The sequence below is a fragment of the Microbacterium sp. XT11 genome (genome assembly GCF_001513675.1).
GTDB lineage: Bacteria > Actinomycetota > Actinomycetes > Actinomycetales > Microbacteriaceae > Microbacterium.
Genome location: NZ_CP013859.1, coordinates 850,009 through 875,624, shown reverse-complemented (window position 1 = coordinate 875,624; position 25,616 = coordinate 850,009). Strand labels below are relative to the sequence as shown.

Sequence of the window (25,616 nt, the reverse complement as noted above, 5' to 3'; positions counted from 1 at the left end):
CCGCCCTCTTTCCGTTCCTGAGCCCGACGAAGGATCAGTTCGACATGAAGCCGATGAGCAGCCCTCCCGTGACCTTCACAGCGAGGTTGTAGATCCCGGCCACCACGGCGCCGAGGACCGTGAACACGATGAGGTTCAGGATCGAGACGACCGCCGCGAAGGCCATGACCTGCGGGAGACCCGCGACCTCCGACAGCCGCACCGAGCCGTCGGTGAAGCTGCCGACGAAGTCGTCGGCCTGGGCAAGGATGCCGGTGGCCTGCAGCACGAGGTAGATGAGGAAGAACGACACCATCGTGACGACGGCGAGCGCGACCGCCCCCAGGAACGAGAGCTTCACGGCCGACCAGAAGTCCACGTACACCAGACGCAGACGCACCTGCTTGCCGGTGGTCTTGCGCGTGGACTTCTTCGCCAGCTTGTCGGCTACTGTGCTCATGCGGTTTCCTCAGGGGTGTCTGTCTCGCGGGCCTCGGATTCGGCATCCGCCGACGCGTCGTCTTCACCGAGCCCTCGCTCGCCGTTGCGGGCGATCGCGAGGATGCGGTCTGCGTCTGTGGTCCGGGCGAACACGACACCCATGGTGTCGCGGCCCTTGGCGGGCACCTCGGCCACGGCAGAGCGTACCACCTTGCCGCTGGACAGAACCACCAAGACCTCGTCGTCCTCGGCGACCATGAGACCACCCGCGAGGGTGCCCCGATCGTCGTTCAACTTGGCCACCTTGATGCCGTATCCGCCGCGTCCCTGAACGCGGTACTCCTCGACGGCGGTGCGCTTCGCGTACCCTCCGTCGGTCACTACGAACACGAACTGGCCGGGGGCTGCGACGGATGCCGAAAGCAGGCTGTCGCCCTCGCGGAACTTCATGCCCTTGACGCCGGCGGTCGCGCGACCCATCGGCCGAAGAGCGTCGTCGGTCGCGCTGAAGCGCACCGACATGCCCTTGCGGCTGATGAGCAGGATGTCGTCCTCCGGGTTCACCATGAGGGCGGAGACCAGCTCGTCGCCGTCGTTGAGCCGGATGGCGATGACGCCGCCCTGTCGGTTGGTGTCGTAGCTGTCGAGCCGCGTCTTCTTGACGAGTCCGTCGCGCGTCGCGAGCACCAGGTACTCGGCGACGCCGTAGTCGCGGATGTCGAGGATCTGCGCGATCTTCTCGTCGGGCTGGAGGGCGAGCAGGTTCGCGACGTGCGTGCCCTTCGCGTCGCGTCCGGCCTCAGGGACCTCATAGGTCTTCGCGCGGTACACCCGCCCCTTGTCGGTGAAGAACAGGAGCCAGTGATGCGTCGTCGTGACGAAGAAGTGCTCGACGATGTCGTCCGCCCGCAGCTGGGCGCCCTTGACGCCCTTTCCGCCGCGGTGCTGGGAGCGGTAGTTGTCGCTGCGGGTGCGCTTGATGTACCCCTCGCGCGTGACGGTGACCACCATCTCCTCTTCGGCGATGAGGTCCTCCATCGACACGTCGCCGTCGAATCCATGCAGGATGTGCGTGCGGCGCTCGTCACCGAAGCGCTCGACGATGCCGGTCAGCTCCTCGCGGATGATGCCGCGCTGCAGCATCTCATCGGCGAGGATCGCCTTGTACTCCGCGATCTGCGCCTCGAGTTCTTCGGCCTCGTCGATGATCTTCTGTCGTTCGAGGGCGGCCAGCCGGCGCAGCTGCATCTGCAGGATCGCGTCGGCCTGGTCGTTGTCGATGTCGAGGAGCTTCTTCAGTCCCTCGCGCGCGTCGTCGACCGTAGGCGATCGGCGGATGAGCGCGATGACCTCGTCGAGCGCGTCGAGCGCCTTGAGGTAGCCGCGCAGGATGTGCATGCGGGCCTCGGCCTTGGCGAGACGGAACCGCGTGCGGCGCACGATGACGTCGAGCTGGTGGGAGATCCAGTGCGACACGAAACCGTCGATCGCGAGCGTGCGGGGCACGCCGTCGACGATCGCGAGCATGTTCGCGCCGAAGTTCTCCTGCAGCTGCGTGTGCTTGTACAGGTTGTTCAGCACGACCTTCGCGACGGCATCCCGCTTCAGCACCACGACGAGACGCTGGCCAGTGCGGTCGGACGACTCGTCACGGATGTCGGCGATGCCCGTGATCTTGCCCTCGCGAGCGAGGTCACCGATCTTCACCGCGACGTTGTCGGGGTTCACCTGATACGGCAGCTCGGTGATCACGAGGCAGGTGCGGCCCTGGATCTCCTCGACGTTGACCACGGCGCGCATCGTGATCGAGCCGCGACCGGTGCGGTAGGCCTCGTGGATGCCCTTGGTGCCGAGGATCTGCGCGCCCGTCGGGAAGTCCGGCCCGGGAATGCGCTGGATGAGTCCGTCGAGCAGTTCCTCGCGGGAGATCCCCGGGTTGTCGAGGGCCCACAGCGCTGCCTCGGCCACCTCGCGGAGGTTGTGCGGCGGGATATTCGTCGCCATGCCGACCGCGATGCCGATCGATCCGTTGACGAGGAGGTTCGGGAAACGCGACGGAAGGACGTCGGGTTCCTGGGTCTGGCCGTCGTAGTTCGGCGAGAAGTCGACGGTGTCCTCTTCGATGTCGCGCACCATCTCGAGCGCGAGCGGGGCCATCTTCGTCTCGGTGTACCGCGGGGCTGCGGCGCCCATGTTGCCAGGAGACCCGAAGTTCCCCTGTCCGAGCGCGAGCGGGTAGCGCAGCGACCACGGCTGCACGAGGCGGACGAGGGTGTCGTAGATCGCCGAGTCGCCGTGCGGGTGGTACTGACCCATGACCTCACCCACGACGCGGGCGCACTTCGAGAACGACTTGTCGGGGCGGAATCCGCCGTCGTACATGCCGTAGATCACACGACGGTGCACGGGCTTGAGACCGTCGCGCACGTCGGGGAGGGCTCGACCGACGATGACCGCCATCGCGTAGTCGAGGTACGACCGCTGCATCTCCTCCTGCAGGTCGACCTGGTTGATGCGGCCGTGCTCGTGACCCGCGTTGATGTCGGGGCGTTCTTCGTCAGTCATGTGTTCTTCTCCGGATGCTGCCGGACTCCGGAATCCTCCCTTCATTCGCAGAGCGGGGGCCCCGACGCTGGCGCGCCACCCCGATGCTCATTCCGGGAAGATTCCTCCGTCCTGCGTGCGTGTGTTGTTGTCCGAGATCAGCGGTGTGGTGGCGGGATCAGATGTCCAGGAAGCGGACGTCCTTGGCGTTGCGCTGAATGAAGCTGCGGCGCGACTCGACGTCTTCGCCCATCAGCACGCTGAAGATCTCGTCTGCCGCGGCGGCGTCCTCGATCGTGATCTGGCGGAGCGTGCGGGTGTTGTGATCCATCGTGGTCTCCCACAGCTCCTTGGGGTTCATCTCACCGAGACCCTTGTAGCGCTGGATGCCGGCATCCTTCGGGAGCCGCTTGCCATTCGCGAGCCCGTCCGTCATGAGAGCGTCGCGCTCCGCGTCGGAGTAGACGTACTCGTGCGGAGCGTTCGTCCACTTGAGGCGGTACAGCGGCGGCATCGCCAGGTAGACGAAGCCGGCCTCGATGAGCCCGCGCATGTAGCGGAAGAGCATCGTGAGCAGCAGCGTCGTGATGTGCTGACCGTCGACGTCGGCATCCGCCATCAGCACGATCTTGTGGTAGCGCGCCTTCTCGATGTCGAACTCCTCGCCGATGCCAGTGCCGAAGGCCTGGATCATCGCCTGGACTTCCTTGTTGCCCAGCGCCTTGTCGAGGCGCGCACGCTCGACGTTGAGGATCTTGCCGCGGAGGGCCAGGATCGCCTGCGTGTGCGGGTCGCGACCCTGCACGGCCGAACCGCCGGCCGAGTCACCCTCGACGAGGAAGATCTCGCTGATCGACGGGTCCTTGCTCGTGCAGTCCTTGAGCTTGTCGGGCATGGCGGCCGATTCGAACACGCTCTTGCGGCGAGCGGTCTCGCGCGCCTTGCGGGCGGCGAGTCGCGCGGTCGCGGCGTCGATCGCCTTGCGGATGACGTTCTTCGCCTGGGCGGGGTTGCGGTCGAACCAGTCGCCCAGCTGATCGCCGACCACCTTCTGCACGAACGCCTTGGCCTCGGTGTTGCCGAGCTTCGTCTTGGTCTGACCCTCGAACTGCGGCTCACCGAGCTTGATCGAGATGACGGCGGTGAGGCCCTCGCGCACGTCGTCGCCGGAGAGGTTATCGTCCTTCTCCTTGAGCAGGTTGTTCGCACGCGCGTAGCGGTTCACCAGCGTGGTCAGCGCCGCGCGGAAGCCCTCTTCGTGCGTGCCGCCCTCGTGCGTGTTGATCGTGTTCGCGTAGGTGAAGACGTTCTCGGTGTACGAGGTGGTCCACTGCATCGCGATCTCGAGCGAGATGCGCCGGTCGGTGTCCTCCGACTCGAAGGCGATGATCTCGTCGTTCACGACCTCCGCGTGACGCACCTTGTTGAGGTACTCGACGTAGTCGACGAGACCCCTCTCGTAGAAGAAGACGTCGCTCGGCTGCTTGCTGACGATCTGACCCTCTTCTTCGACCTCGTACGCCGACGACGGACGCTCGTCGTGCAGCTCGATCCGCAGCCCCTTGTTGAGGAAGGCCATCTGCTGGAAGCGGGTGCGGAGGGTGTCGTAGTCGAACTCGACCGTCTCGCGGAAGATCTCGGCATCCGGCCAGAACGTGATGCTCGTACCGGTCTCGTCGGTGGGCTCGCCCTTCTCGAGCTGCTGCTGGGGGGCGCCGCCGTTCGCGAAGCTGTGCCGCCAGACGAAGCCCTTCTGCTTCACCTCGACCTCGAAGCGGGTCGACAGCGCGTTCACGACCGACGAGCCGACGCCGTGGAGACCGCCGGAGACCGCGTACGCGCCGCCGCCGAACTTGCCGCCCGCGTGCAGGATGGTCAGCACCACCTCGACCGTGGACTTCGACGGGTCTGACGAGTGCGGGTCGACGGGGATGCCGCGGCCGTTGTCGACCACGCGGACCCCGCCGTCTTCGAGCAGGGTGACGAGGATCGTGTCGGCGTAACCGGCGAGAGCCTCGTCGACGGAGTTGTCGACGATCTCGTAGACGAGGTGATGCAGACCGCGCGGCCCCGTGGAACCGATGTACATGCCTGGGCGCTTGCGCACCGCCTCGAGGCCCTCGAGGATCTGGATGGAGTCGGCGCCGTACTCGGCGGGCTGATTCGCAGGTGCGGACGAGCCCTTGTCCTCGTTGTCGGAATGCGTCTCGTCAGCAGGGGATTCAGGCGTCATCAGAGGGCAGTCTCCACATCGATATCACGAAGTCCCATTCTAGCGGGGTTTTGTGTGGATATGCGGCTGTACGGCCTCGTGTGGCCCTCTGAGCGTTTCAGACCCCTCGCATGGTGTCCTACCCGTAGGTATCGCGTGGACCCCGCCCTGGAACGACTCTGGGGCCCCATTTCCAGGAGGGGACGTCGGGTCCGATGAAGCGGAGGTTCTCCACGCCGGCCTCGGGATACCGGCGGCCGATCTCGGTGAGGATCGTCCCTCGCATGTACTGGAGGTTCTTCGCCCACGCGGTCGAGTCGCATTTCACGGTGAGCAGCCCGCGCTCGAGGGATACCGGCTCGGAGTGCTTGGCCGTGTCGGCTCCGGCCAGGTCGGCCCACTGGCGAACGAGGTCCTCGCGCGCCAGGGTGGTCTCCCATCCGGAGTCGCGCGTGAGCTTGTCGAGCACGGCGCCCAGGGTGCCGGGGTCGCGGCCCGGTGCGAACGGCACGTTGTCGTCGTCGACCGAGACTCGCCGCTTGCGGCGCCAGTTCTTGGCGCTCGGCTGCAGACCGCGCAGCCGCAGATACGTGGCGATCGTCTCGGGAGTGTCGGATGCCGCGGCGGCGAGGTTCTCAGCGATCTCCGTCATCCGCGCTCCTCTCCGTCTGGCTGTCGTTCGTCGCTGATCGTCCCCGCGGTGATGCGCACGACGTGACGGTGCAGCGCCTCGGGGATATCCTCCTCCACGGCCGCCGTCACCACCACCTGCTCGTACTCCGCGGTGAGCCCGGCAAGGCGCTGCCGCCGGTCGGCATCGAGTTCAGCGAACACGTCGTCGAGGATGAGCACCGGATCGCCGGCCGGCGACTCGCTGCGCAGCAGCTCAGCCGACGCGAGTCTGAGCGAGAGAGCGACCGACCACGACTCGCCGTGCGACGCATAGCCCTTCACCGGAAGTCCGCGCACCCGCAGGAGCAGGTCGTCGCGGTGGGGCCCGGTGAGCGTGAGCCCCCTTTCCAGCTCCTGCGTGCGCTTCGCCGTCAGCGCCGACCGGAAGAGTTCGGCAATGTTCTCACGGTCGGACGCCGCGCCGGCCGCGATGTCGTCTCCTTCTTCTGGGTCGCCGCCCCGCACTGAAAGCGCCCACTCCAGTTCCGGCCGGTGGTCGGCGCCTGCGATGGCGGCGTAGGCATCGGTCATCGGCTGCTGCAGATCCGCGGCGAGACGCTGCCGTGCCGCGATGATCTCGGAGCCGAGTGACACGAGCTTGTCGTCCCACACGTCGAGGGTGCTGAGGGCGTCGCCGCGGATGCCGCGGGCACGCGCCGACTTGAGCAGAGCCGTGCGCTGCTTGAGCACGCGGTCGTAGTCGGCGATGACGGCCGCCATGCGCGGAGTGCGCTGGATGAGCAGCTGGTCGGCGAATCGGCGTCGGGCCGACGGATCTCCGCGCACGATCTGCAGGTCTTCTGGCGCGAAGAGCACCACATGCGCGTAGCGGGGGAGTTCGCTCGTCTTCGAGGGCGACCCGTTGATGCGCGCCTTGTTCGATCCCTGGCGATTGAGCTGCACCTCGATGAGCACTTTGCGCTCACCGTGCGAGAGGCGTGCGCGGATGATCGCATGATCCTGTCCGTCGCGCACCATCGGAGCATCCGAAGAGACGCGGTGGGAGCCGAGGGTCGCCAAGAACACGATCGCCTCGGCGAGATTGGTCTTGCCCTGGCCGTTGCGGCCGACGAGCACGTTCGGACCGCGGTGGAGGGCGAGTTCCGCGGTCGCGTAATTGCGGAAATCGACCAGACTCAGGTGCTCCACAATCACGCCAGTCAGCCTACCTTCGGGCTCCGACGTCGGTCCGACGTCACGCCAGAGCAGCCGCGAGGACGACGGCGAACCACACGGCGGTTCCCAGCAGCACCGCACTCGACACGAACGGGCAGGGAGAGCAGGAATCCGCCCATCAGCACGAGGCAGAAGAAGCCCGGGGCGAACAGGAGCCCGGTATCGCGCGGGTGCACATCTCCGGTGACCGCGCCGAGCACGACGAGCCCGACCGCCATCGCGCCGCCCTGGGCGAGCGCGGCCGCAACGGCGACCGAGCGTTCTTCACGGGCAGTGGGCAGGGTGGTCCCTCAGCGCAGTGGCACCGACGTCTCCGCCACGGCTACGGAGCCGGTTCAGCGCAGCAGCAGGTTGGGCTGCAGCAGGTACTTGAACGAGTCGAGGCCCGCCTGGTCGACCGAGGTCTGGCTGGTGATGAGCACGGGGCTGAGCTTGTTGGCGTTGTCGCTCGAGGTGAACGTGACGCGGACGAACTCGCTCTTCACTGCGGCCAGGGCCTCGGTGAGGTACTGCGGGTTGAGCCCGAGGGTGACCTCGTCGCCGCCGGTCAGGATCGCGTCGACCGACTCCGAGGCGCGCGCATGCTCGCTGCCGGACGCGTCCATCGTGACGCTGTCGGTCGAGAACGTGAAGCGGAGGGGAGCGGCGCGGTCGAGCACGAGCGACACGCGACGCACCGCTTCGATGAGGTCGCCGGTGTTGACGACGGCGTAGTGGTCGGTCTGCTCAGGGAACAGACGTCGCACCGGCGGGAAGTTGCCCTTGATGAGCAGCGACGTCACGGTCTTGTTGCCGGCGGTGAAGGCGATGATCTCGCGGTCGCCGGCTCCGGAGAACGCGATCTCGATGGTGCCGGCGTGGCCGAACGTCTTGCCGACCTCGACGAGCGTGCGGGCCGGGACGAGGGCGCTCGACTCGACGGCTTCACCGTCCCACGGCACATCCCGCAGCGACACGCGGTAGCGGTCGGTCGCGACGAGGCTCAGGTTCTGGCCGGTGACCTCCAGCTGCACTCCGGTCAGCACCGGGGTGACGTCGTCGCGCGACGCAGCGAAGCCGACCTGAGAGATCGCCGTGCTGAAGTCGTCGGCCGGGACGACACCGGACGTGCCGGTGACCTCGGGGATCGACGGATACTCCTCGACGGGCATGGCAGCGAGCGTGAAGCGCGCGGAGCCGCAGGTTACCGAGATGCTGCCGTCGTCTTCGACGGCGATCTCGATCGGAGCGTTCGGCAACCGGCTGGCGATGTCGCTGAGAAGACGGCCGTGCACGAGGATCGTGCCAGGCGTCTCGACCGTCGCCTCGATGGTGGTGCGGGCGGATGCCTCGTAGTCGAAGGCCGAGAGCGTCAGGCCCGCACCGTCGGCCTCGATGAGCACGCCGGCGAGGATCGGCTGCGGATTGCGCTGAGGGAGCAGTTTGACCACGAAGGAGACGGCTTCGCTGAAGACATCGCGGTTGACCTGAAACCTCACGGGTGCTCCCTCGTCGTCGGTGCATGACATTCCTGCCAGTGCGGGGCTTCCCATGCTAGCCCCACAGTTCTGCAGTTCCCTACGCCATGGTGCGACAAAGGCCGCTCCGGGTTCTTCCCACCGTCTGGTGATCGGATCGCGCCTTAACCGGGTTAACTTCTTAACGGTGTTAACAGTTGTGGATACTGTGGATAACTCGGTGGAAATCAGACGCGAGTAGGGAACTACATCTTTGTCACTTGTGGAATCCCTGAGGAATCCGCGGGTTCGCAGCATCCGCCGCCCTGTGCAGATCCCCGTGGTTATCCACAGGTTTCACCGTTCCGCTCACAGTCGTCCCGACCGGCTGGGGATTCATCCACAAGTTATCCACATGTGCAAACAGCCGATATCGGATGCCGCAGACGGCTGTCAAGTCCACGGAAAAGGGGATGCAGCGCCCTCGTGGGCACCGCATCCCCTTTTCGAACCCTGACGCGGATCCGTGCGCTCAGCGGCGCCCGAGCTGCGTCGTGATCTCCGTGACCTGGTTGTAGATCGAGCGACGCTCCTTCATGAGGTCGCTGATCTTCTTGTACGCGTACATGACCGTCGTGTGATCGCGGTTGCCGAACAGCTGGCCGATCTTCGGCAGCGAGAGGTTCGTCCGCTCGCGGCAGAGATACATGGCGATCTGCCGCGCCACGGCGATCTGCTGCGACCGGCTCGAGCCGTACAGGTCGTCGACGGTGAGCTTGAAGTACTGCGCGGTCGCCGTGATGATGTCCGTCGGCGAGATGATGTTGTCCTCGGCCGTGTCGACGATGTCGCGCAGTACGGTCTGGGCGAGGGAGATGTCGAGGGCGGAGCGGTTCAGGCTCGCGAACGCCGAGACGCGGATGAGTGCGCCCTCGAGCTCCCGGATGTTCGACGAGACGACGGTCGCGATGTACTCCAGCACATCATCCGGTATGTGGAGGGATTCGCTCTGCGCCTTCTTGCGGAGGATCGCGATACGGGTCTCGAGGTCGGGAGCCTGCACATCGGTGATGAGACCCCACTCGAACCGGCTGCGCATCCGATCTTCGAACCCGGTGAGGAGCTTGGGCGCGACGTCGCTCGTGATCACGACCTGCTTGTTGTGGTCGTGCAGCGTGTTGAAGGTATGGAAGAACGCCTCCTGCGTCTCCGCTCGCCCCTGCAGGAACTGGATGTCGTCGATGAGGAGGATGTCGACCTCGCGGTACCTGGCCTGGAACGCAGCGCCGCGGTTGTTGGCGATGGAGTTGATGAAGTCGTTCGTGAACTCCTCGCTCGAGACGTACCGGACCTTGACCCCGGCGTAGAGCGATTGCGCGTAGTCGCCGATCGCGTGAAGAAGGTGCGTCTTGCCGAGGCCCGAGTCGCCGTAGATGAAGAGCGGGTTGTACGCCTTGGCGGGCGCCTCGGCCACGGCGACGGCAGCCGCGTGCGCGAATCTGTTCGACTGGCCGATGACGAAGTTGTCGAACGTGTACTTGGGGTTCAGCCGCGACTCGTGACGGATGGGAGTCGGCTGCTGCTCCATCGGCGACTCGGGGCGCGCGGAGTCCTGGCGACCGTAGTCGGGAACCGCGATCGGTGCGGTGGGCTGCTCTGCGAGTTCGTGGTTCACCACGACGCGATACGACGTGACCTCGTCGCCGATGTGCGAGAGAGCTTCCATGATCGGGAGCCGCAGGCGCTTGTTGATCTGTGCCGCGGTGAGGTCGTTCGGCACCTCGAGGTAGAGGGTCGCGGCCATCACGCCGGCCGGGACCGCGAGACTGAGGAAGCCCTGGAGCTGCGGGGTGACGCGGTCGTCTGCCTCGAGGAGCTCCTGCACCGTGGTCCAGATCGGAACGTCGGGCTGGGCAGGTGAGGACATGACGCTCCGGGCGGTGGATCGAGGAGGGATGCCGCGCAGCAGTCCCCCCTGTGGATAACTTCGGATGCCACGGTAGTCACCACGGCCCGGAACGGCAACCTGCCCTGGGAAAACCGCGGGCGTGTTGCGTCGAGCGGAGGCAGCGGGGTTGTGGATAATGGCTGTGCGGATCCGGGCGCGTGATGACCAGATGAGCGCGCAGATTTGCTCTGTGCGCCGCCACGACGTACCCTTAATCGGTTGACTTATGCCTGAACGGCAGTTCCCTATGTCTCCGGTCGCAATGGTTCCGGTGGCAGCATTTTCCGGAGTGATTCCATGAGCAAGCGCACCTTCCAGCCCAACAACCGTCGTCGCGCCAAGAAGCACGGCTTCCGTGCCCGCATGCGCACCCGTGCCGGCCGCGCGATCCTGTCGGCTCGTCGCGCGAAGGGCCGCGTCGAGCTCTCCGCGTAAGCCGCTGTGCTCGCCCGTCCGTTCCGGCTGACCCGCGGAAGCGACTACCGACTGGTGGTCCGACGCGGAAACCGCTGTGGCGGAGCGCGCGTCGTGACGTCGATGCTGTCGACGGGCGAGAGCAGAGCCGCGAGGTTCGGGTTCATCATCAGCAAGCAGGTGGGCACCGCGGTGGTGCGCAACACCGTGCGACGGCGACTCAAAGCCGTCTGTGCGGAGGCGCTTCCCCGGGTTCCCGAGGGCACGGATGTCGTCATCCGTGCCCTTCCTGCATCCGCGACCGCGACGTTCGCCGAGCTCAGCGCCGATGTGAACCGCTGTCTCGGCCGGCTCACGCGGGCCTCGTCATGACGGCGCTGCCGGCGTCGTCGGTCGGGACGGCGCGATTCCACTGGCACGACGCCGTCCGCAGCATCCCGCTGATCCCGCGCAACCTCGTCCTGGGGTTCCTCACCGCGTACCGCGCGGTCATCTCACCGCTCTACGGAGATGTCTGTGCGTACTATCCCTCGTGTTCCGCCTACGCTGTAGGTGCGGTGCAACAGCACGGCGCCGTGCAGGGAGCTCTGCTCTCTGCCTGGCGCATCCTCCGTTGCAATCCCTGGACTCGCGGCGGCGTCGATGACGTCCGTCCGCACGAACACTTCCGTTACGACCTGACCGCTCGTGGTTTCGTCGTTCCTGCCCGAAAGGACTGATCAGTGGGTCTCGACCTCCTGCTGGCCGCAGCCACTCCGTCACCGACACCCTCGGAGGCGGCATCCGGCGGCGGCTTCGACCTGCTCGGCACCATCCTCTGGCCGCTGAAGTGGCTCGTCGAGCTCGTGCTCGTCGCGTGGCACTGGCTCCTCACGGCCGTGGGGCTTCCCGCTGCGAGCGGACTCACCTGGGTGCTGTCGATCGTCGGGCTCGTGATCGTCGTGCGCGCGGCGCTCATCCCGCTCTTCGTGCGGCAGATCAAGAGTCAGCGGAAGATGATGGAAATCGCTCCTGAACTGCGAAAAGTGCAGGAGAAGTACCGCGGCAAGAAGGATCAGCTCAGCCGTGAGGCGATGAGTCGCGAGACCATGGCGCTGTACAAGAAGCACGGCACGACGCCGATGTCGAGCTGCCTGCCGCTGCTCGTGCAGATGCCGGTGTTCTTCTCGCTGTACAGCGTGCTGAGCGATGTCAGCAAGCACGCGAAGGCCGGCATCGGCGGTGTCGGCTTCCTGAGCCCCGAGCTCACGAAGGAGTTCTATGACGCCAAGCTCTTCGGTGTCGCCTCGCTGCACGAGACCCTGGGCAATGCGGTCGACGCTCAGAACACCACGGCGATCATCATCCTGGTCACGCTCGTCGTGCTGATGATCGCGTCGCAGTTCTTCACTCAGCTGCAGATCATCTCGAAGAACCTGTCGCCCGAAGCCAAGACCGGCCAGGCGTACCAGATGCAGAAGATCATGCTCTACATCCTGCCGCTGGGCTTCATCTTCTCGGGTGTGTTCTTCCCCCTCGGTGTCGTCGTGTACTGGTTCATCTCGAACCTGTGGACGATGGGTCAGCAGTTCCTCGTCATCCGTGAGATGCCGACGCCCGGGTCTGAGGCGGCGAAGGCGCGCGAAGAGCGCCTGGCTCGCAAGGGCAAGGCCATCAACTCCGAGGGCAAGGTGGTGCCGATCGCGGTGTACGAGGCCGAGCAGCAGCGGCTCGTCGAAGAGGTCGAGCGCGCGAAGGCCGAAGCGCCGAAGCGGCAGCAGCCGGTCGGCAAGAAGCGCGCGAAGAAGAAGGGGAAGTAGCCGACCATGAGCGAGAACCTGACGACGGAATCGGCTGAACCCACAGTGGCGCAGCTCGAGAACGAGGGCGACATCGCCGCCGACTACATCGAAGAGCTCCTCGATATCGCCGATATCGACGGAGATCTGACTCTCGATGTGCGCCAGGGGCGTGCGTACGTGTCGGTCGAGGCAGAGGGTGATTCGCTGGCCCTGCTCTCCGCGCCCGACACGGTGCAGGCTCTGCAGGAGCTGACCCGGCTTGCTGTGCAGAACAAGACAGGCTCGTTCTCGCGGCTGATCCTCGACATCGGAGGATCACGTGACGAGCGTCGACGTCAGCTGGAGCGTCTGGTGGATGCCGCGGCTGCCAAGCTCGACGAGGGGTCGTCGCAGGCATCGCTTCCGGCGATGTCGAGCTACGAGCGCAAGCTGATCCATGACATCGCGGCCGAACGAGGGCTGGTCTCGGAGTCGTACGGCGAGGGTGCCGCGCGGCACACCGTGCTGCGCCGCCACTGAGCGGGTGGGCACACGGCGATCGCCTCTCGGTTGAGATCAGAACGGATATCACGGCCATGAGTGCAGTTGAAGTCGAGCCAACCGTCGCCGCGGAGCTGTTCGGAGATCGGATCGATCTTGCGCGTCAGTTCACGGACGCCCTGGCTCGCGAGGGGGAGGAGCGGGGCCTCATCGGGCCACTGGAGGTCCCTCGTCTGTGGACGCGGCACATCCTCAACAGCGTGATCGCTGCGCCGCTGTTCCATGGCAGCGTCGCAGATGTCGGATCCGGCGCCGGGCTTCCTGGGCTCGTGTTGGCGATTGCGCGACCGGATGTTCAGTGGACCCTGATCGAGCCGATGGAGCGGCGGATCACGTGGTTGAACGAGCAGGTGTCGGCTCTGGGGATCGACAATGTCGAGGTGCTGCGCGCGCGGGCGGAGGACGCCCGGCGGGCGGAAGGTTTCGACGTGGTGACGGCACGGGCTGTCAGTGCGCTGCGGACTCTCATCCCGATCACGGCGCCGCTTGTGCGGGATGGAGGCGAACTCACCCTGCTGAAGGGTTTGAACGCTGCCAATGAGATCGAGGCAGCGCAGAAGCAGATCAAGAAGTTCCGGCTGAGTGATGTCAGGGTCGAGGTCCTCGGCGAGGGAGTTCTGCCGGAGACGACACGAGTGGTGAGAGCTCGCGTGCGCTGAGCCCGGATGCTGAATGAAGAGGTGATGTTTCACGTGAAACATGACCTCTTTCTTCTGGGAACCTCGGGAACGGGTACGCGCACGTTCGTGTGGGTGCGGGCACGAGGGGGTGCTCGCCGGGGAGGAGGCTGTTGGTGATTCCTGCTGGGTGAGCAGCCCTTTTGTCGTGGTCTTTGGGGGCGCCGGGAGGCTTCGGGGGCGTTGTGCTGTTGATGGCTGGGCGCGATGGCGACCGTGGGGGAGGCGTGGCGCGGGGGTTTCGGTTTCACGTGGAACGGCCGGGTCAGAGGATGCGGGCACGTCCGCCGCAGTGATGGCGGGAGTGGGTGTTCAGGTGGTGTGTGGCGTGGGATTCTTGCCACGTGCGATTCCTGGTGTGCTGCGGGGAGGGAGTACCGGGCAGGATCGACTCGGTTTCGATTCGGTTCGTTCCGTGGGGGCTGGATCGCAGTCACGACGACGTACGGGGTGGAGCACGCGTTGTTAACGTCGCGTGGCGTGGGTGCCCGCGGGTGCGGTTGACCGTGATGGTCGTGGGAGCTGGATCCGGTCGAAGTGTTTCACGTGAAACGTCCGCTTCCGAGATGGAACGGTGGAACTCGGGGATGGGCGGGGAGATCAATCGACGCGCTCTCGTTGGGTCTGTTGATTGGTCTCGGTCCGTCGCGCGGTGTGTTGTGAGGCTACTGCGCCTGCGCTTCTGGGAGGCGAGGTACACGCGTTGCCGGCGATATGCTCGGCTCTGCGGCTCTGCGGCTCTGCGGCTCTGCGGCCCTGCGACCCTGTGAGGGAGCGGGAACGAGGGCGTGCTCGAGCTGCGCGATGGGAACAGTGGACGAATCTCCGGCGGCTCAGCGACGACCATGAAATGTGTTTCACGTGAAACATGCGGCGGTGGTGACATTCGACCGAGTTGATGCGGTGCGTGTAGTGGGGGCGACACGAGGCTTGATCTCAGGCGTTTCACGTGAAACGTGCGGTGCCGGAGGTGTTCGGTCGGGTTGGTGCAGTGGCTGGGAGCACTGCGTTCGACGGGAGGGGGTGGATCCCGGATGTCACGCGAGGCACACGGTGCCGGTGAGAGTCAAGCGAACTGGCGCACCGTGCGAGCTCTGCGTTCAGTCAGGGTGCTGATGCCCAGGGTGCGAGGTGAGGTACACGGTGTCGGTGGTGATCGATCGAACTGGTCATCGCAGTGTGTGCGAGCTCTGTGTTCGACCAGCGGTCTGTCCCCGGGCTGTCACGTGAGGCAGACGGTGCCGGTGGGAGTTGATCGAGCTAGCTGCCGCAGTGCGTTCGAGCTCTGCGTACGACCAGCGGTCTGACGGCCTGGGCGGCCACGTAAGGCACACGGTGCCGGCGGCGTTCGGGTGATCGGTCGAAACGGCTGCCGCAGTGCGTTCGAGCTCTGCGTGCGACCAGGGGTATGATCGCGGCCGTTTCACGTGAAACGGAGGCGCGCTAGTGACAGTCGCTCGTACGGGCGGCTCGTCCCGGGACTATTGGAATGGTTCTCTCGTGAGTCGCGACGCGACTCTCGGTCGCGTTCAGAAATGGGCGCCGCGTGGTGGGTGCGGTGTTCGGGACCGTCACGGAATGGCTCAGTCGTGGCCCGACAGTCAATTGAGACCCCGCGGCGCCGACCTCGCCGCAGTGCCCGATGCGGTGCCGTAGAGGTGGAGCCAGGCCGGACTCCTCGCGGACGCAGTCGATCTCCGGCTGTCTATTGGGCGCAGCATGAAGCATCGGTCAAGGGGGCTGGGGCGTGCCGTCGAGGGACTGAGTTGGGCAGGAGGAGACTTCGGCACAATCTCCGCTGGTCGCATACCGGGCTACGGGACCGCGTTCGATGGCAGTCCCGTCGATGATCATCGCCCCGTCGGGCTGCGATCATCGACGTGCGGGCTGGACGGGCCGGCGGTCAGCCGCCGCACGCGCAGGAGAGGGGTGGAATGGCGCATAACCTCCGAGCAAAGCGCATCCACGATGGTGTGTGTCGCGAAGTCCTCACCGGCCGTCTGTTGCCGCGGTGCAGCGTGGGGTTATCCCACGTGGGCGGCGCGGAGCGGGCTTCCCATGGCACCTGGCTGACGGGGGAGTGGCACGGCAGCCCGAGCACCACCGCGTTTCACGTGAAACGCTCTGCCGCGTGCCGCGCGAGCGTCCTCGACATCGCACCAAGCGACGCAGCTGGCCAGATGAATTCACGTCAGCCGGGCTGCGAAGGTCGGCTCGGCGCGACGCCCTCCACTCTCAGGGCCCGGTCCGCCGAACCCTACGCGAGGGCGGAGCGGTCCCCCGGGATTGTTTCACGTGAAACGTGCAGATCGGCTCGTTGTGCTCGGTGAGGGTTCCTAAAGACGGCGGCGCCCCACGTCGTCGTAGACGGCATGCGACGTAGCCGGCATCCGCCCGCAGGCGAAGCGGGAACGGCCGCTACCGTTTACGTAGCGACTGCTCGCCCTGCTCTGCCCGTCGCTCGGCCCATCGACCCCCCGGCCACTACCGGCAACCGGCCTCCACCGACCGACCACTCACCCCCACTCTCTCTGCACAGATCCCAGCACGAGGGAGCTTTCCCCTTCTCCCGCGTGTGCACATGCAAACGGACAAGCCTGTCAGTCCCAACGATTAGAGTGGTACCCGGCCCCGAAAGGAGTGGATGTTTCACGTGAAACAGTCCGACAAGGAATCACCGAACACCTTCGGGACGGATACACCCCTCGCGCGAGAACTCGCGGACCTCTCCGCTCGCCGCAAGGCGCTTGAGGGCGTTCATGTCGAGTTCAGTGGTGAGACCCGCGTGCTCACCGTCTCCAATCAGAAGGGCGGCGTCGGCAAGACCACCAGTGCGGTCAACATCGCCGCGGCGCTGGCCGGACTGGGCGCGAAAGTTCTGGTCATCGACCTCGACCCCCAGGGCAACGCATCGACGGCGCTGGGTGTGCCACACAACTCCGATACACCGAGCGTGTACGACGTGCTCATCGAGGAGTTCCCGCTCGCAGATATCGTGCAGCCCAGTCCGGAAGACGAGAACCTGTTCTGCGCACCGAGCACCATTCATCTCGCCGGAGCGGAGATCGAACTGGTTGCGCAGGTAGCGCGCGAGCATCGCCTCCGTCGTGCCCTTCTCGATTACCTCGAAGACCATCCGATGGACTTCGTCATCATCGACTGCCCTCCGTCCCTCGGACTGCTCACGATCAACGCGTTCACGGCGGCATCCGAGGTCTTCATCCCGATCCAGTGCGAGTACTACGCGCTGGAGGGTCTCAGCCAGCTGCTCGGCAGCATCCAGATGATCCAGAAGCACCTCAACCCCGCCCTCCACCTCTCCACGATCCTGCTCACGATGTTCGACGGACGCACCCGGCTCGCGCATCAGGTCGCTGAAGAGGTGCGCAACCACTTCCCGTCGCAGGTGCTCGACACCGTCATCCCGCGCTCGGTGCGAGTGTCGGAGGCGCCGAGCTTCGGACAGACCGTCATCGCGTACGACGGCCAGTCTGCCGGGGCCATCGCCTACCGTGAGGCAGCGGTCGAGATCGCGTCGCGCTCCACAGCGCGCACCCAGAAGCAGAGCAAGGAGAAATGATGGCGAAGCGCACAGGACTGGGGCGGGGGATCGGCGCCCTGATCCCCACCGCAGATCAGGCAGAACGTCCCGTGGACGTGTTCTTCCCGGGCGCCAGCATCCGTTCAGAAGCGCAGACGGATGCCGCGGCGGAGGCGCCGGAGCTGGAAAGCGTTCCTGGAATCCACCTCATCCAGCTGGATCCGCAGAAGATCGTTCCCAACCCGCGACAGCCGCGCACGCACTTCGACCCGGAGCACCTCGCTGAGCTCGTGCACAGCGTCCGCGAGTTCGGCGTGCTCCAGCCCGTCGTGGTCCGGAAGAACGCCGATGGCGACTACGAGCTCATCATGGGGGAGCGGCGCACGCGCGCGGCTCGCGAGGCCGGTCTGGAGTCCATCCCGGCGATCGTGCGCGACACCGCGGATGAAGACCTACTGCGCGACGCGCTCCTCGAGAACCTGCACCGATCCGAGCTGAACCCGCTGGAAGAGGCATCCGCCTACCAGCAGCTGCTCGAAGACTTCGGGATCACGCAGGAGGAGCTCGCCACCCGCATCGGGCGCTCTCGTCCCCAGATCAGCAACACCATCCGCCTGCTGAAGCTCCCTGTGCCGGTGCAGCAGCGCGTCGCCGCAGGCGTGCTGTCGGCCGGACACGCGCGTGCGATCCTCAGCCTCGACAGCCCCGAAGCCATGCAGCGCCTGGCCGACAAGGTCGTGAACGAGGACCTTTCGGTGCGCGCCACCGAGATGGCCGCGAAGTCGGTGTCGGAGCCCGCGACGCGCACGCCGAAGCCGACGCCCGGAGCACGGCGCGCCTATCTCGACGAGGTCGCGGGCAAGCTCGGCGACCGCCTGAACACGCGCGTGAAGATCTCACTCGGCGCGCGTAAAGGCCAGGTCACAATCGATTTCGCTTCGATTCAGGATCTGAACCGCATTCTCGAGGAACTCGGCGAAGACAGCTACGGCCGCGGGTGATCCTGCCCTGCGGGCGTCCTCAGGCCTAGACTCGGTCAACGGACGCTGAGGAGGGCGACATGTCTGCACCATCACCTTCGGCATCCGCGATACGAGGCCGTGTCATCGCGGTCAGCATCGCGGCGGCGCTGGGAGGCTTCCTGTTCGGGTTCGACACGGCCGTGATCAACGGCGCGGTCGACGCTCTCGCCGGCGCTCAATCCGGCTTCGACCTCGGGGTGGGCCTCAAGGGCTTCGCCGTGTCGTCAGCCCTCATCGGCTGCGCGGTCGGCGCCTGGTTCGCGGGGCCGCTTGCCAACCGGTTCGGCCGGATCCCCGTCATGGTGACAGCCGCCGTGCTCTTCCTCGCGTCCTCGGTGGGATCGGGACTCGCGTTCGGCGTCGTCGACCTCATCATCTGGCGCATCGTGGGCGGCTTCGGCGTCGGCGCGGCATCCGTCATCGCCCCCGCCTACATCGCCGAGGTCTCGCCCGCACGCATGCGCGGCCGACTCGGTTCCCTGCAGCAGCTCGCGATCGTGACGGGCATCTTCGTCGCCCTGCTCTCGGATGCTCTGCTCGCCGATGTCGCGGGAGGCGCGGCCAAGCCCCTGTGGGGCCTCACCGCCTGGCGCTGGATGTTCATCGCCGAAGCGATCCCCGCTCTCATCTACGGAATCATGTCGCTTCGCCTGCCCGAGTCGCCCCGGTACCTCGTGGCGAAGGGCGAGTTCGAGAAGGCATCCGAGATCCTCACGACCGTCACCGGAACGGTCGACGTCAAGGCGAAGATCACCGAGATCACCGGCACCATCAACACCGAGCGCTCCGAGTCGCTGCGTGACCTGCGCGGCAACCGACTCGGCCTCAAGCCCATCGTGTGGGTCGGCATCCTGCTGTCGGTGTTCCAGCAGTTCGTCGGCATCAACGTGATCTTCTACTACTCCACCACGCTGTGGCAGTCGGTGGGCTTCGGCGAATCGCAGGCCCTGACCATCACGGTCATCACCTCGGTGACGAACATCGTCGTCACAGTCGTGGCGATCCTGCTGGTCGACCGCGTCGGACGACGCATCATGCTGCTCGTCGGCTCGGTGGGGATGACCCTCACGCTCGGCCTCATGGCCCTGGCGTTCTCGTTCGGCACACTCGAGAACGGCGCCGTGACCCTTCCCGACCCGTGGGCCACGATCGCTCTCATCTGCGCCAACGCGTTCGTGGTGTTCTTCGGCGCCACGTGGGGACCTCTGGTCTGGGTGCTGCTCGGCGAGATGTTCCCCAACTCGATCAGGGCGGGCGCGCTCGCCGTCGCGGCGGCAGCGCAGTGGGTCGCGAACTTCTTCATCTCGACCACCTTCCCCGCGTTCGCGGAGATCGGGCTGCCGTTCGCGTACGGCTTCTACGCCTTCTTCGCTCTGCTGTCGTTCTTCTTCGTGTACTTCAAGGTCGCGGAGACCAAGGGCAAGGAGCTCGAGGAGATGAAGGACGATGCTCGCGTAGAGCGCCGCAGGCGGGCAGAACGCACGTAGGCTGGACGGATGACCGAGTCCGTTCCCCGCCGCGCCAGCCTCGAGGTCCTGCGCGCAGAGGCGTCGGACGAACTCGCGGTTCTCATCCAGGAGCGCCTGCTCGGGGGCGAGGACCCGTGGGACTTCATGGAGGAGCTCCCGAGCGTCGATGAGCTCGTCGTCTACCTGCTGCGCGCCGACAACATCGCGGCGAACGACGGCGTGCGGCCCAACGAGGCGCGGCACTACCGGGTGCTGCGGCAGATCGCCCTCGAGTACCCGGAGCTGACGCCTGCCGTCTGGGGGCTGCTCGACGAGAAGCAGCGGCATCGGCGGTGGGATCCGGCCGTCGCCTGAGGCCGTTCAGCGGGCGGAGTCCACGAGCCCGGACATGAAGAAGGGCCGCCGCCCCGAGGGGAGCGACGGCCCGGATGCCGGAGCGATCAGCCGATGAACGCGGCCAGATCCTGCTCGAGGGCGAACTTCGGCTTGGCGCCGATGATGGTCGTCTTGACCTCGCCGCCCTGGAACACCTTCATCGCCGGGATCGAGGTGATCTGGTACTGCATGGCGAGCTGCGGGTTCTCGTCGACGTTCAGCTTGAGGATGGTGATCTTGTCGGGGTGGTCGGCCTGGATCTCGTCCAGGACCGGCGAGACCATGCGACACGGACCGCACCATTCGGCCCAGAAGTCCACCAGCACGGGACCTTCGGCCTGCAGGACGTCCTGCTCCCAGGTCGCCTGGCTCGTCGCCTTTGCACTCATCAGAGTTCTCCTTGATTCGAGGTTCGACGGCTACAACAGCCGACGAGTGTGTTCTGTTCCCGCGGTCAGGCCGTGATGATCTCGGCGGCCTCGGCAGCCGGGACCTCGACCGAGGCGTCTTCCAAGTCGGCGAGGAAGTGCTCGGCATCCAGCGCAGCGACGGTGCCCGACCCGGCGGCGGTGATCGCCTGGCGGTAGGTCGGGTCGATGACGTCGCCGGCGGCGAACACACCAGGGACCGACGTGCGCGACGAGCGTCCGTCGACCCAGATGGTGCCCTCGGGCGTGAGCTCGAGCTTGTCGTGCACGAGGTGCGTGCGCGGGTCGTTGCCGATCGCGATGAAGAGACCGTCGAGGGGGAGGTCGCGCAGCGAGCCGTCGACCGTCGAGCGCAGCTGCACGCCGGTCACGTTGTCGCCGCCGAGGATCTCAGCGACCTCGCTGTTCCAGATGAACTCGATCTTCTCGTTCGCGAAGGCGCGCTCCTGCATGATCTTCGAGGCGCGGAGGGTGTCCTTGCGGTGGATGACGTACACCTTCGACGCGAAGCGCGTGAGGAACGTCGCCTCTTCCATGGCGGAGTCGCCGCCGCCGACCACGGCGATGGTTTTCTCGCGGAAGAAGAAGCCGTCACAGGTGGCGCACCAGGACACGCCGTAGCCCGACAGGCGCTCCTCGCCCTCGATGCCGAGCTTGCGGTACGCGGATCCGGTCGCGTAGATGAGAGTCTGCGTCTCGTGCACGGCGCCGGACCCCAGGGTGACCTTCTTCACGGGACCGTCGAGTTCGAGCGCGGTCACATCGTCGTAGAGCACTTCGGTGCCGAACTTCTCGGCCTGCTCCTGGAACTTGGCCATGAGCTCGGGACCCTGGATGCCTTCGGGGAAGCCGGGGTAGTTCTCGACCTCGGTGGTGTTCATCAGCTCGCCGCCGACCTCGACCGAGCTGGCGATGAGCAGCGGCTGGAGGTTCGCGCGGGCCGCGTAGATGGCGGCCGTGAAGCCGGCCGGGCCGGAGCCGATGATGATGACCTTGCGCATGTGCTCTCTCTCTTCCCTGGACACAGGGCGCCTCCCTGGAAAGGGGTTCCGCTGCTTCAACCAATGGTAACCGCGGGGCATTCCCCACGGCCGGGTGGCGCGGCCGGGCGGGGGCGGGCGGGGTCAGCGGCCGGGGAGGAAGCGACGCAGCATCCGCGTGGCGGCGGAGAGCTCGGGTGCGCGAAGGAGCAGCAGCACGGCCACGTACACGCTCACGGCGGCGAGGCCGACGACGCCGGTGCCGACGGCGCCGAGCAGGCGGTCGAGGAAGTTCGCGCCGGTGTTGCCTGCGGTCCAGCCGTCGCCCGCCCCGAGCAGCAGGTAGACGCCCCAGCCGGCGAGTCCGGCGGGAATCGCGGCGACGGCGAAACGCACGAGCGAGCGGATGGTCGACGGCAGCTCGAGCCCGCCGAGACGGTTGCGGAGGATCCACACGGCGATGACGGTCTGCACGATGCCCGCGACCGACTGCCCGAGCGCGATCGCGGCGGCGAGCTGGCTGAGCGGAGCCACGGCGCCGGCGAGGACCGAGAACCCGATGATGAGCACGACCTGCACGAGCGTGAAGAAGAACGGCGTGCGTGTGTCGCCGTAGGCGTAGAACGCGCGCTGCACGATGAACAGGACCGCCAGCGGCAGAAGTCCGACGAGGTAGCAGATCAGCACTGGGGCGGCCTGCACGGCCTGCTCCGAGGATGTGGTGAAGATGCGCGTCGCCGGCACCGCGGCGACGGCCAGGGCGACGCCGGAGCCGACGACGAACAGCGAGATGACGCGGATGCAGCGGGCGACGTCGGAACGCACGTCGGCGTCGCGCCTTGCCGCGGCGTGCTCGGCGATCTGCGTGAAGTACGGGGTGCCGATCGAGATCGCGAAGATCGAGTACGGGAGCATGAACACCAGCCACGCCGCCTGCATGAAGAACACCGAGGGATGCCCGGTCGACTCCGACACCACGGTCGTCTGGACGAGGCCTGCGAGCTGACCGGCGATGACCATGAGGAACGTCCACCCGGCGAGCGTCCCCACGTGCCGCAGGCCGACACCGCGCCACCGGAAGTCCGGCTTCAGCACGAGTCCCGTGCGACGCCAGGAGACCAGCAGCAGCGCTGCCTGCAGGGCGATGCCCAGGGTCGCCGTGCCGGCGAGGACGGCGATCATCGTCGGATTCCACGACTCGACCTGACTGCGGTCGGCGCCGAACAGGGCGATGAAGACGAGGAACCCCGCGATCGAGACGATGTTGTTCGCGATGGGCGCCCAGGTGTACGGGCCGAACACGCGCTTGGCGTTGAGCGTCTCGCCGATGAGCGCGTACAGACCGTAGAAGAAGATCTGCGGAAGACACCAGTACGCGAACGCCGTCGCCAGTGCGAGCTGGTCGGGGGCATAGCCCTTCGCGTAGATCCGGACGAGAACGGGGGCGAGCACGATCGCCACAGCCGTGGCCGCGAGGAACACGACCGTTCCGAGTGTGAAGAGCTTCGAGATGTAGGCCCTGCCGCCGTCGGAGTGGGCACCGGCCTTGACGATCTGCGGAATGATCACGGCGGTGAGGATGCCGGTCTGGATGATCGTGAACACGTTGTTGGGCAACTGGTTCGCGACGCCGAACGCATCGCCTGCTCCGCCGATGCTGCCGATGGCGGCGACAAGAACGATCGTGCGCAAGAGCCCGGTCACACGGGAGATCAGGGTTCCAGCGCCGAGGATGGCGCTGGAACGGCCCAGACTGGTCATTCGACTCCTCGATCGTGGCCGGCGGTGCCGGACTCCTCGTCGGCCGCCTCGTCGGCCTCGCGCCGCTTGCGGCGCACCGTGCGCACGACCCCAAGGCCGACGAGGATCACGATGAGGGCGCCGAAGACGGTGAGGCCGATCCCCTCCCACTCGGCGCGCACGGCGACCCGCACCGTCTGCCTGTCTCCGAGCTCGACGCCCGTGGGGCTGAAGAGCGCCAGACGAAGGTCGAGCTCTCCGCTGCCGACCCGAGCCGAGACCGGGACCTTGACGCGCGTGTTGGTGTTCGCCGGGATCACCGCCGGCGTGACCGACTGCACCTCGAGGCGCGGATCGGTCGGGGCCACCGACAAGCGCACGGTCACCGGCCAGGGCAGGTCGTTGCGCACCTGGAAGGGCAGGTCTGCGTTCGCCGTGAGCAGCTGGATGGTGCTGGACTGCGGGATCTCCACCGCCCGCAGCGTCTCGCGCGTCGTCGCGCGGTGCTCGCTCACATCGGCGTCGAACCGCTTGGTCGACGACCCGACGGCGATGACGCGCAGGATCCGGATGCGCTCGGGGCTGAGCAGCACCTGCGGCTCCTCGAGGATGCTGGAGAACGCCGCGAGCTGGCTCTCCTCGGCGAGCAGCACCTGCAGCGAGGCCCCGCGCGCGTCGCCCGCATCGCCGCTGAGGGTGGCGGGTGCGGCAGGGGTCGACCGGAGGCTGGCGAGACCGACACCGGGCGAGTCGACCGCGGAGATCGCGTCGCGCAGCGCCGTGGCAGAGCGGTCGTCGTCGCGGTCGAGTCCGACGAGCAGGGGAGCGCCGCCCGAAGCCTGCGACGCGAAGAACAGGTACGCGCCGGCGGCCGCGAGAGACCGTGCGCGGGCCCCGGACTCCGGCTCGGCGGCGGCGTCGGAGAGCGCTTCGGATGCTGCGGCATCCGTCACGAGCACGTCGTGCTCACCCACCGCCACGTGCCCGCCGCTGACCTCGGTGAACGCCGTCGACGGCAGCACGGTGGTGACCGATCCGCCGACGTACGCCGCGAAGCGGGTGAGGTCGTCGGCGGTCGCTCCCTGCCTCGGCCACAGGATGCCGGGCGTGGCACCGTCGATCGCCATGAGTGTCTGGTCGTCGGGCAGCTGCGGCCCGGCGCTCGGTGTCGGGGTGGGCGTGGCAGCGGGAGCCTCGGTCGCGGCGCCCGGCTGCGGCTGGAAGTTCGCGGGGTCGAGCAGCGGCACGAGCGTCGTGGGCTGCAGCAGGGCCGGCAGGTTCGCCTGCGCCTGCGTGGTGGCGTCGGCATCCCCGAACTGCAGCGCGAAGCGCTCGTTGGGCAGCGCGTCGAGCTGATCGAGCCACTCGGCGACCCTCGTCGGCGCCGAGGTGCCGAGTGCGCGGATCGCCGCGGGGATCGACGGATCGATGGCCAGCACGGCCGACGTGCCCGACACGCCTTCGAGCTGCGCCGTGAGGTCGCCGTCTGGCGCGGTCAGCTCGATGAGCTCGTCGCGGGTCAGAAGCGATCCGCCCTCCGGCGTCGCCGTGATGGGGACCAGCACCGTGACCTGAGGACGAGGTCCGGCCGCCACGACGAGGACGCTCGTGGCGGTGGCGTGCGCGCTCTCGGCGTCGTCACCCGTGCCGGTCGTGGCGCCGCTCAGCTCGGCACGCAGCGGGTACACGCCAGGAGTCAGGTCGGCGAGCGCTTCGGGGGCGATCGGCACGCTCGCGGTCGCCGTCGCGCCGGCATCGACGGCGGCGGTCGCGTCGGACGCGAGCGGGGTGAACCCGCTCTCCACGCCCTTCTCGTCGTCGAGCCAGGACGTGACGGCAGCGGCATCCGGCAGCGGGGTGCGGTTGAGCTCGATCACGACGTGTCCGCCCGAGAGCTCCGACTCGGCATCGTTGTGCACGCTCACCGAGGCGCTCGCGCCTGCGCCCTGCGTGACGGTGCCGTTCGCGCCGATGGTGACCGCGAGCTCGACGGATGCCGGATCGGCGGCGTCAGCGGCGGATGCCGCCGAGGGCACAGCCACCGCGCACGCGCCGAGAGCGATCGCGAAGACCGCGGTTCCGCTCGCCACGCGTCGAAGGCGCGCACGGAAGCCGTTCTCGGGGGTGGTCGCGGTCATGGGGAGTCTTCCTCGAACGCCCGAGAGGTGGGCTGCTCGTGAGTGCTGACCCTGCGATTCTACGAGGGCGCATGAGGGAGATCCCTGAAGGCGCGTAGAGTGA

General features: G+C 66.9%; 21 protein-coding genes. 10 read left to right on the top strand and 11 right to left on the bottom strand.

Features of this window, described 5'->3' with window-relative positions; genetic code table 11:
* Positions 1-34: 34 nt before the first annotated feature.
* The 7 genes from AB663_RS04155 to dnaA all read right to left on the bottom strand — a co-directional run bounded on the left by AB663_RS04155 (position 35) and on the right by dnaA (position 10,387).
* The gene (locus tag AB663_RS04155; RefSeq protein ID WP_067196101.1) at positions 35-439 is read right to left on the bottom strand and encodes a DUF3566 domain-containing protein; all 405 of its coding nucleotides are present in this window, start codon (positions 437-439) and stop codon (positions 35-37) included.
* Positions 436-2,985, bottom strand: coding sequence for a DNA gyrase subunit A (gene gyrA / locus AB663_RS04150; protein WP_067196099.1), 2,550 nt, complete (start codon positions 2,983-2,985; stop codon positions 436-438). Before gyrA ends, AB663_RS04155 begins: the two co-directional genes overlap by 4 nt.
* 157 nt (positions 2,986-3,142) lie before the next feature.
* Positions 3,143-5,197 (bottom strand): DNA topoisomerase (ATP-hydrolyzing) subunit B, encoded by a 2,055-nt coding sequence (gyrB, locus tag AB663_RS04145; protein WP_067196098.1) that lies wholly within the window; start codon positions 5,195-5,197, stop codon positions 3,143-3,145.
* Between the two features lie 118 nt (positions 5,198-5,315).
* The gene (locus AB663_RS04140; protein WP_067196096.1) at positions 5,316-5,828 is read right to left on the bottom strand and encodes a DUF721 domain-containing protein; all 513 of its coding nucleotides are present in this window, start codon (positions 5,826-5,828) and stop codon (positions 5,316-5,318) included.
* Positions 5,825-7,003: a DNA replication/repair protein RecF gene (gene recF, locus AB663_RS04135; RefSeq protein ID WP_067196094.1), complete on the bottom strand. Its 1,179-nt coding sequence runs from the start codon at positions 7,001-7,003 to the stop codon at positions 5,825-5,827. The genes AB663_RS04140 and recF overlap by 4 nt, the downstream gene beginning before the upstream one ends.
* 356 nt (positions 7,004-7,359) lie before the next feature.
* Positions 7,360-8,502 (bottom strand): DNA polymerase III subunit beta, encoded by a 1,143-nt coding sequence (gene dnaN, locus AB663_RS04130; RefSeq protein ID WP_067202134.1) that lies wholly within the window; start codon positions 8,500-8,502, stop codon positions 7,360-7,362.
* 490 nt (positions 8,503-8,992) lie between these two features.
* Positions 8,993-10,387, bottom strand: a complete 1,395-nt coding sequence (dnaA, locus tag AB663_RS04125) for a chromosomal replication initiator protein DnaA (protein WP_067196093.1) — start codon at positions 10,385-10,387, stop codon at positions 8,993-8,995.
* Between the two features lie 318 nt (positions 10,388-10,705).
* Here dnaA and rpmH point away from each other — a divergent pair, with 318 nt between their 5' ends.
* From rpmH to AB663_RS04075, 10 genes are all read left to right on the top strand, one after another.
* On the top strand, positions 10,706-10,843 hold the full coding sequence (rpmH, locus tag AB663_RS04120) for a 50S ribosomal protein L34 (RefSeq protein WP_067196091.1): 138 nt from the start codon (positions 10,706-10,708) through the stop codon (positions 10,841-10,843).
* Positions 10,844-10,849: 6 nt separating this feature from the next.
* Complete coding sequence (rnpA, locus tag AB663_RS04115; RefSeq protein WP_083511098.1) at positions 10,850-11,194, top strand: ribonuclease P protein component; 345 nt, start codon at positions 10,850-10,852, stop codon at positions 11,192-11,194.
* Positions 11,191-11,541 carry a membrane protein insertion efficiency factor YidD gene (yidD, locus tag AB663_RS04110; protein ID WP_067196089.1) on the top strand — a complete coding sequence of 117 codons (351 nt, stop codon included), beginning with the start codon at positions 11,191-11,193 and terminating at the stop codon, positions 11,539-11,541. Before rnpA ends, yidD begins: the two co-directional genes overlap by 4 nt.
* A 3-nt stretch (positions 11,542-11,544) precedes the next feature.
* Positions 11,545-12,621, top strand: a complete 1,077-nt coding sequence (gene yidC, locus AB663_RS04105; RefSeq protein ID WP_067196087.1) for a membrane protein insertase YidC — start codon at positions 11,545-11,547, stop codon at positions 12,619-12,621.
* Positions 12,622-12,627: 6 nt separating this feature from the next.
* On the top strand, positions 12,628-13,122 hold the full coding sequence (locus AB663_RS04100; protein WP_067196085.1) for a Jag family protein: 495 nt from the start codon (positions 12,628-12,630) through the stop codon (positions 13,120-13,122).
* Positions 13,123-13,178: 56 nt separating this feature from the next.
* Positions 13,179-13,802, top strand: coding sequence for a 16S rRNA (guanine(527)-N(7))-methyltransferase RsmG (gene rsmG / locus AB663_RS04095; RefSeq protein WP_067196083.1), 624 nt, complete (start codon positions 13,179-13,181; stop codon positions 13,800-13,802).
* Between the two features lie 2,662 nt (positions 13,803-16,464).
* Entirely contained in the window at positions 16,465-17,400 is a 936-nt protein-coding gene (locus AB663_RS04090; protein WP_067196081.1) for a ParA family protein, read from the top strand.
* Complete coding sequence (locus AB663_RS04085) at positions 17,400-18,362, top strand: ParB/RepB/Spo0J family partition protein (protein WP_083511097.1); 963 nt, start codon at positions 17,400-17,402, stop codon at positions 18,360-18,362. Before AB663_RS04090 ends, AB663_RS04085 begins: the two co-directional genes overlap by 1 nt.
* Positions 18,363-18,421: 59 nt before the next feature.
* Positions 18,422-19,870, top strand: coding sequence for a sugar porter family MFS transporter (locus AB663_RS04080; RefSeq protein WP_067196078.1), 1,449 nt, complete (start codon positions 18,422-18,424; stop codon positions 19,868-19,870).
* A 9-nt stretch (positions 19,871-19,879) separates the two neighbouring features.
* Positions 19,880-20,206, top strand: a complete 327-nt coding sequence (locus AB663_RS04075; RefSeq protein ID WP_067196076.1) for a tryptophan synthase subunit alpha — start codon at positions 19,880-19,882, stop codon at positions 20,204-20,206.
* Between the two features lie 86 nt (positions 20,207-20,292).
* Here AB663_RS04075 and trxA read toward each other — a convergent pair whose 3' ends face one another.
* From trxA to AB663_RS04055, 4 genes are all read right to left on the bottom strand, one after another.
* Positions 20,293-20,616 carry a thioredoxin gene (trxA, locus tag AB663_RS04070; RefSeq protein WP_067196074.1) on the bottom strand — a complete coding sequence of 108 codons (324 nt, stop codon included), beginning with the start codon at positions 20,614-20,616 and terminating at the stop codon, positions 20,293-20,295.
* Positions 20,617-20,681: 65 nt separating this feature from the next.
* Positions 20,682-21,656, bottom strand: coding sequence for a thioredoxin-disulfide reductase (gene trxB / locus AB663_RS04065; protein ID WP_067196073.1), 975 nt, complete (start codon positions 21,654-21,656; stop codon positions 20,682-20,684).
* A gap of 123 nt (positions 21,657-21,779) precedes the next feature.
* Entirely contained in the window at positions 21,780-23,396 is a 1,617-nt protein-coding gene (gene murJ, locus AB663_RS04060; protein ID WP_067196071.1) for a murein biosynthesis integral membrane protein MurJ, read from the bottom strand.
* Positions 23,393-25,513, bottom strand: a complete 2,121-nt coding sequence (locus AB663_RS04055; protein WP_067196069.1) for a DUF6049 family protein — start codon at positions 25,511-25,513, stop codon at positions 23,393-23,395. Before AB663_RS04055 ends, murJ begins: the two co-directional genes overlap by 4 nt.
* Positions 25,514-25,616 lie beyond the last annotated feature (103 nt).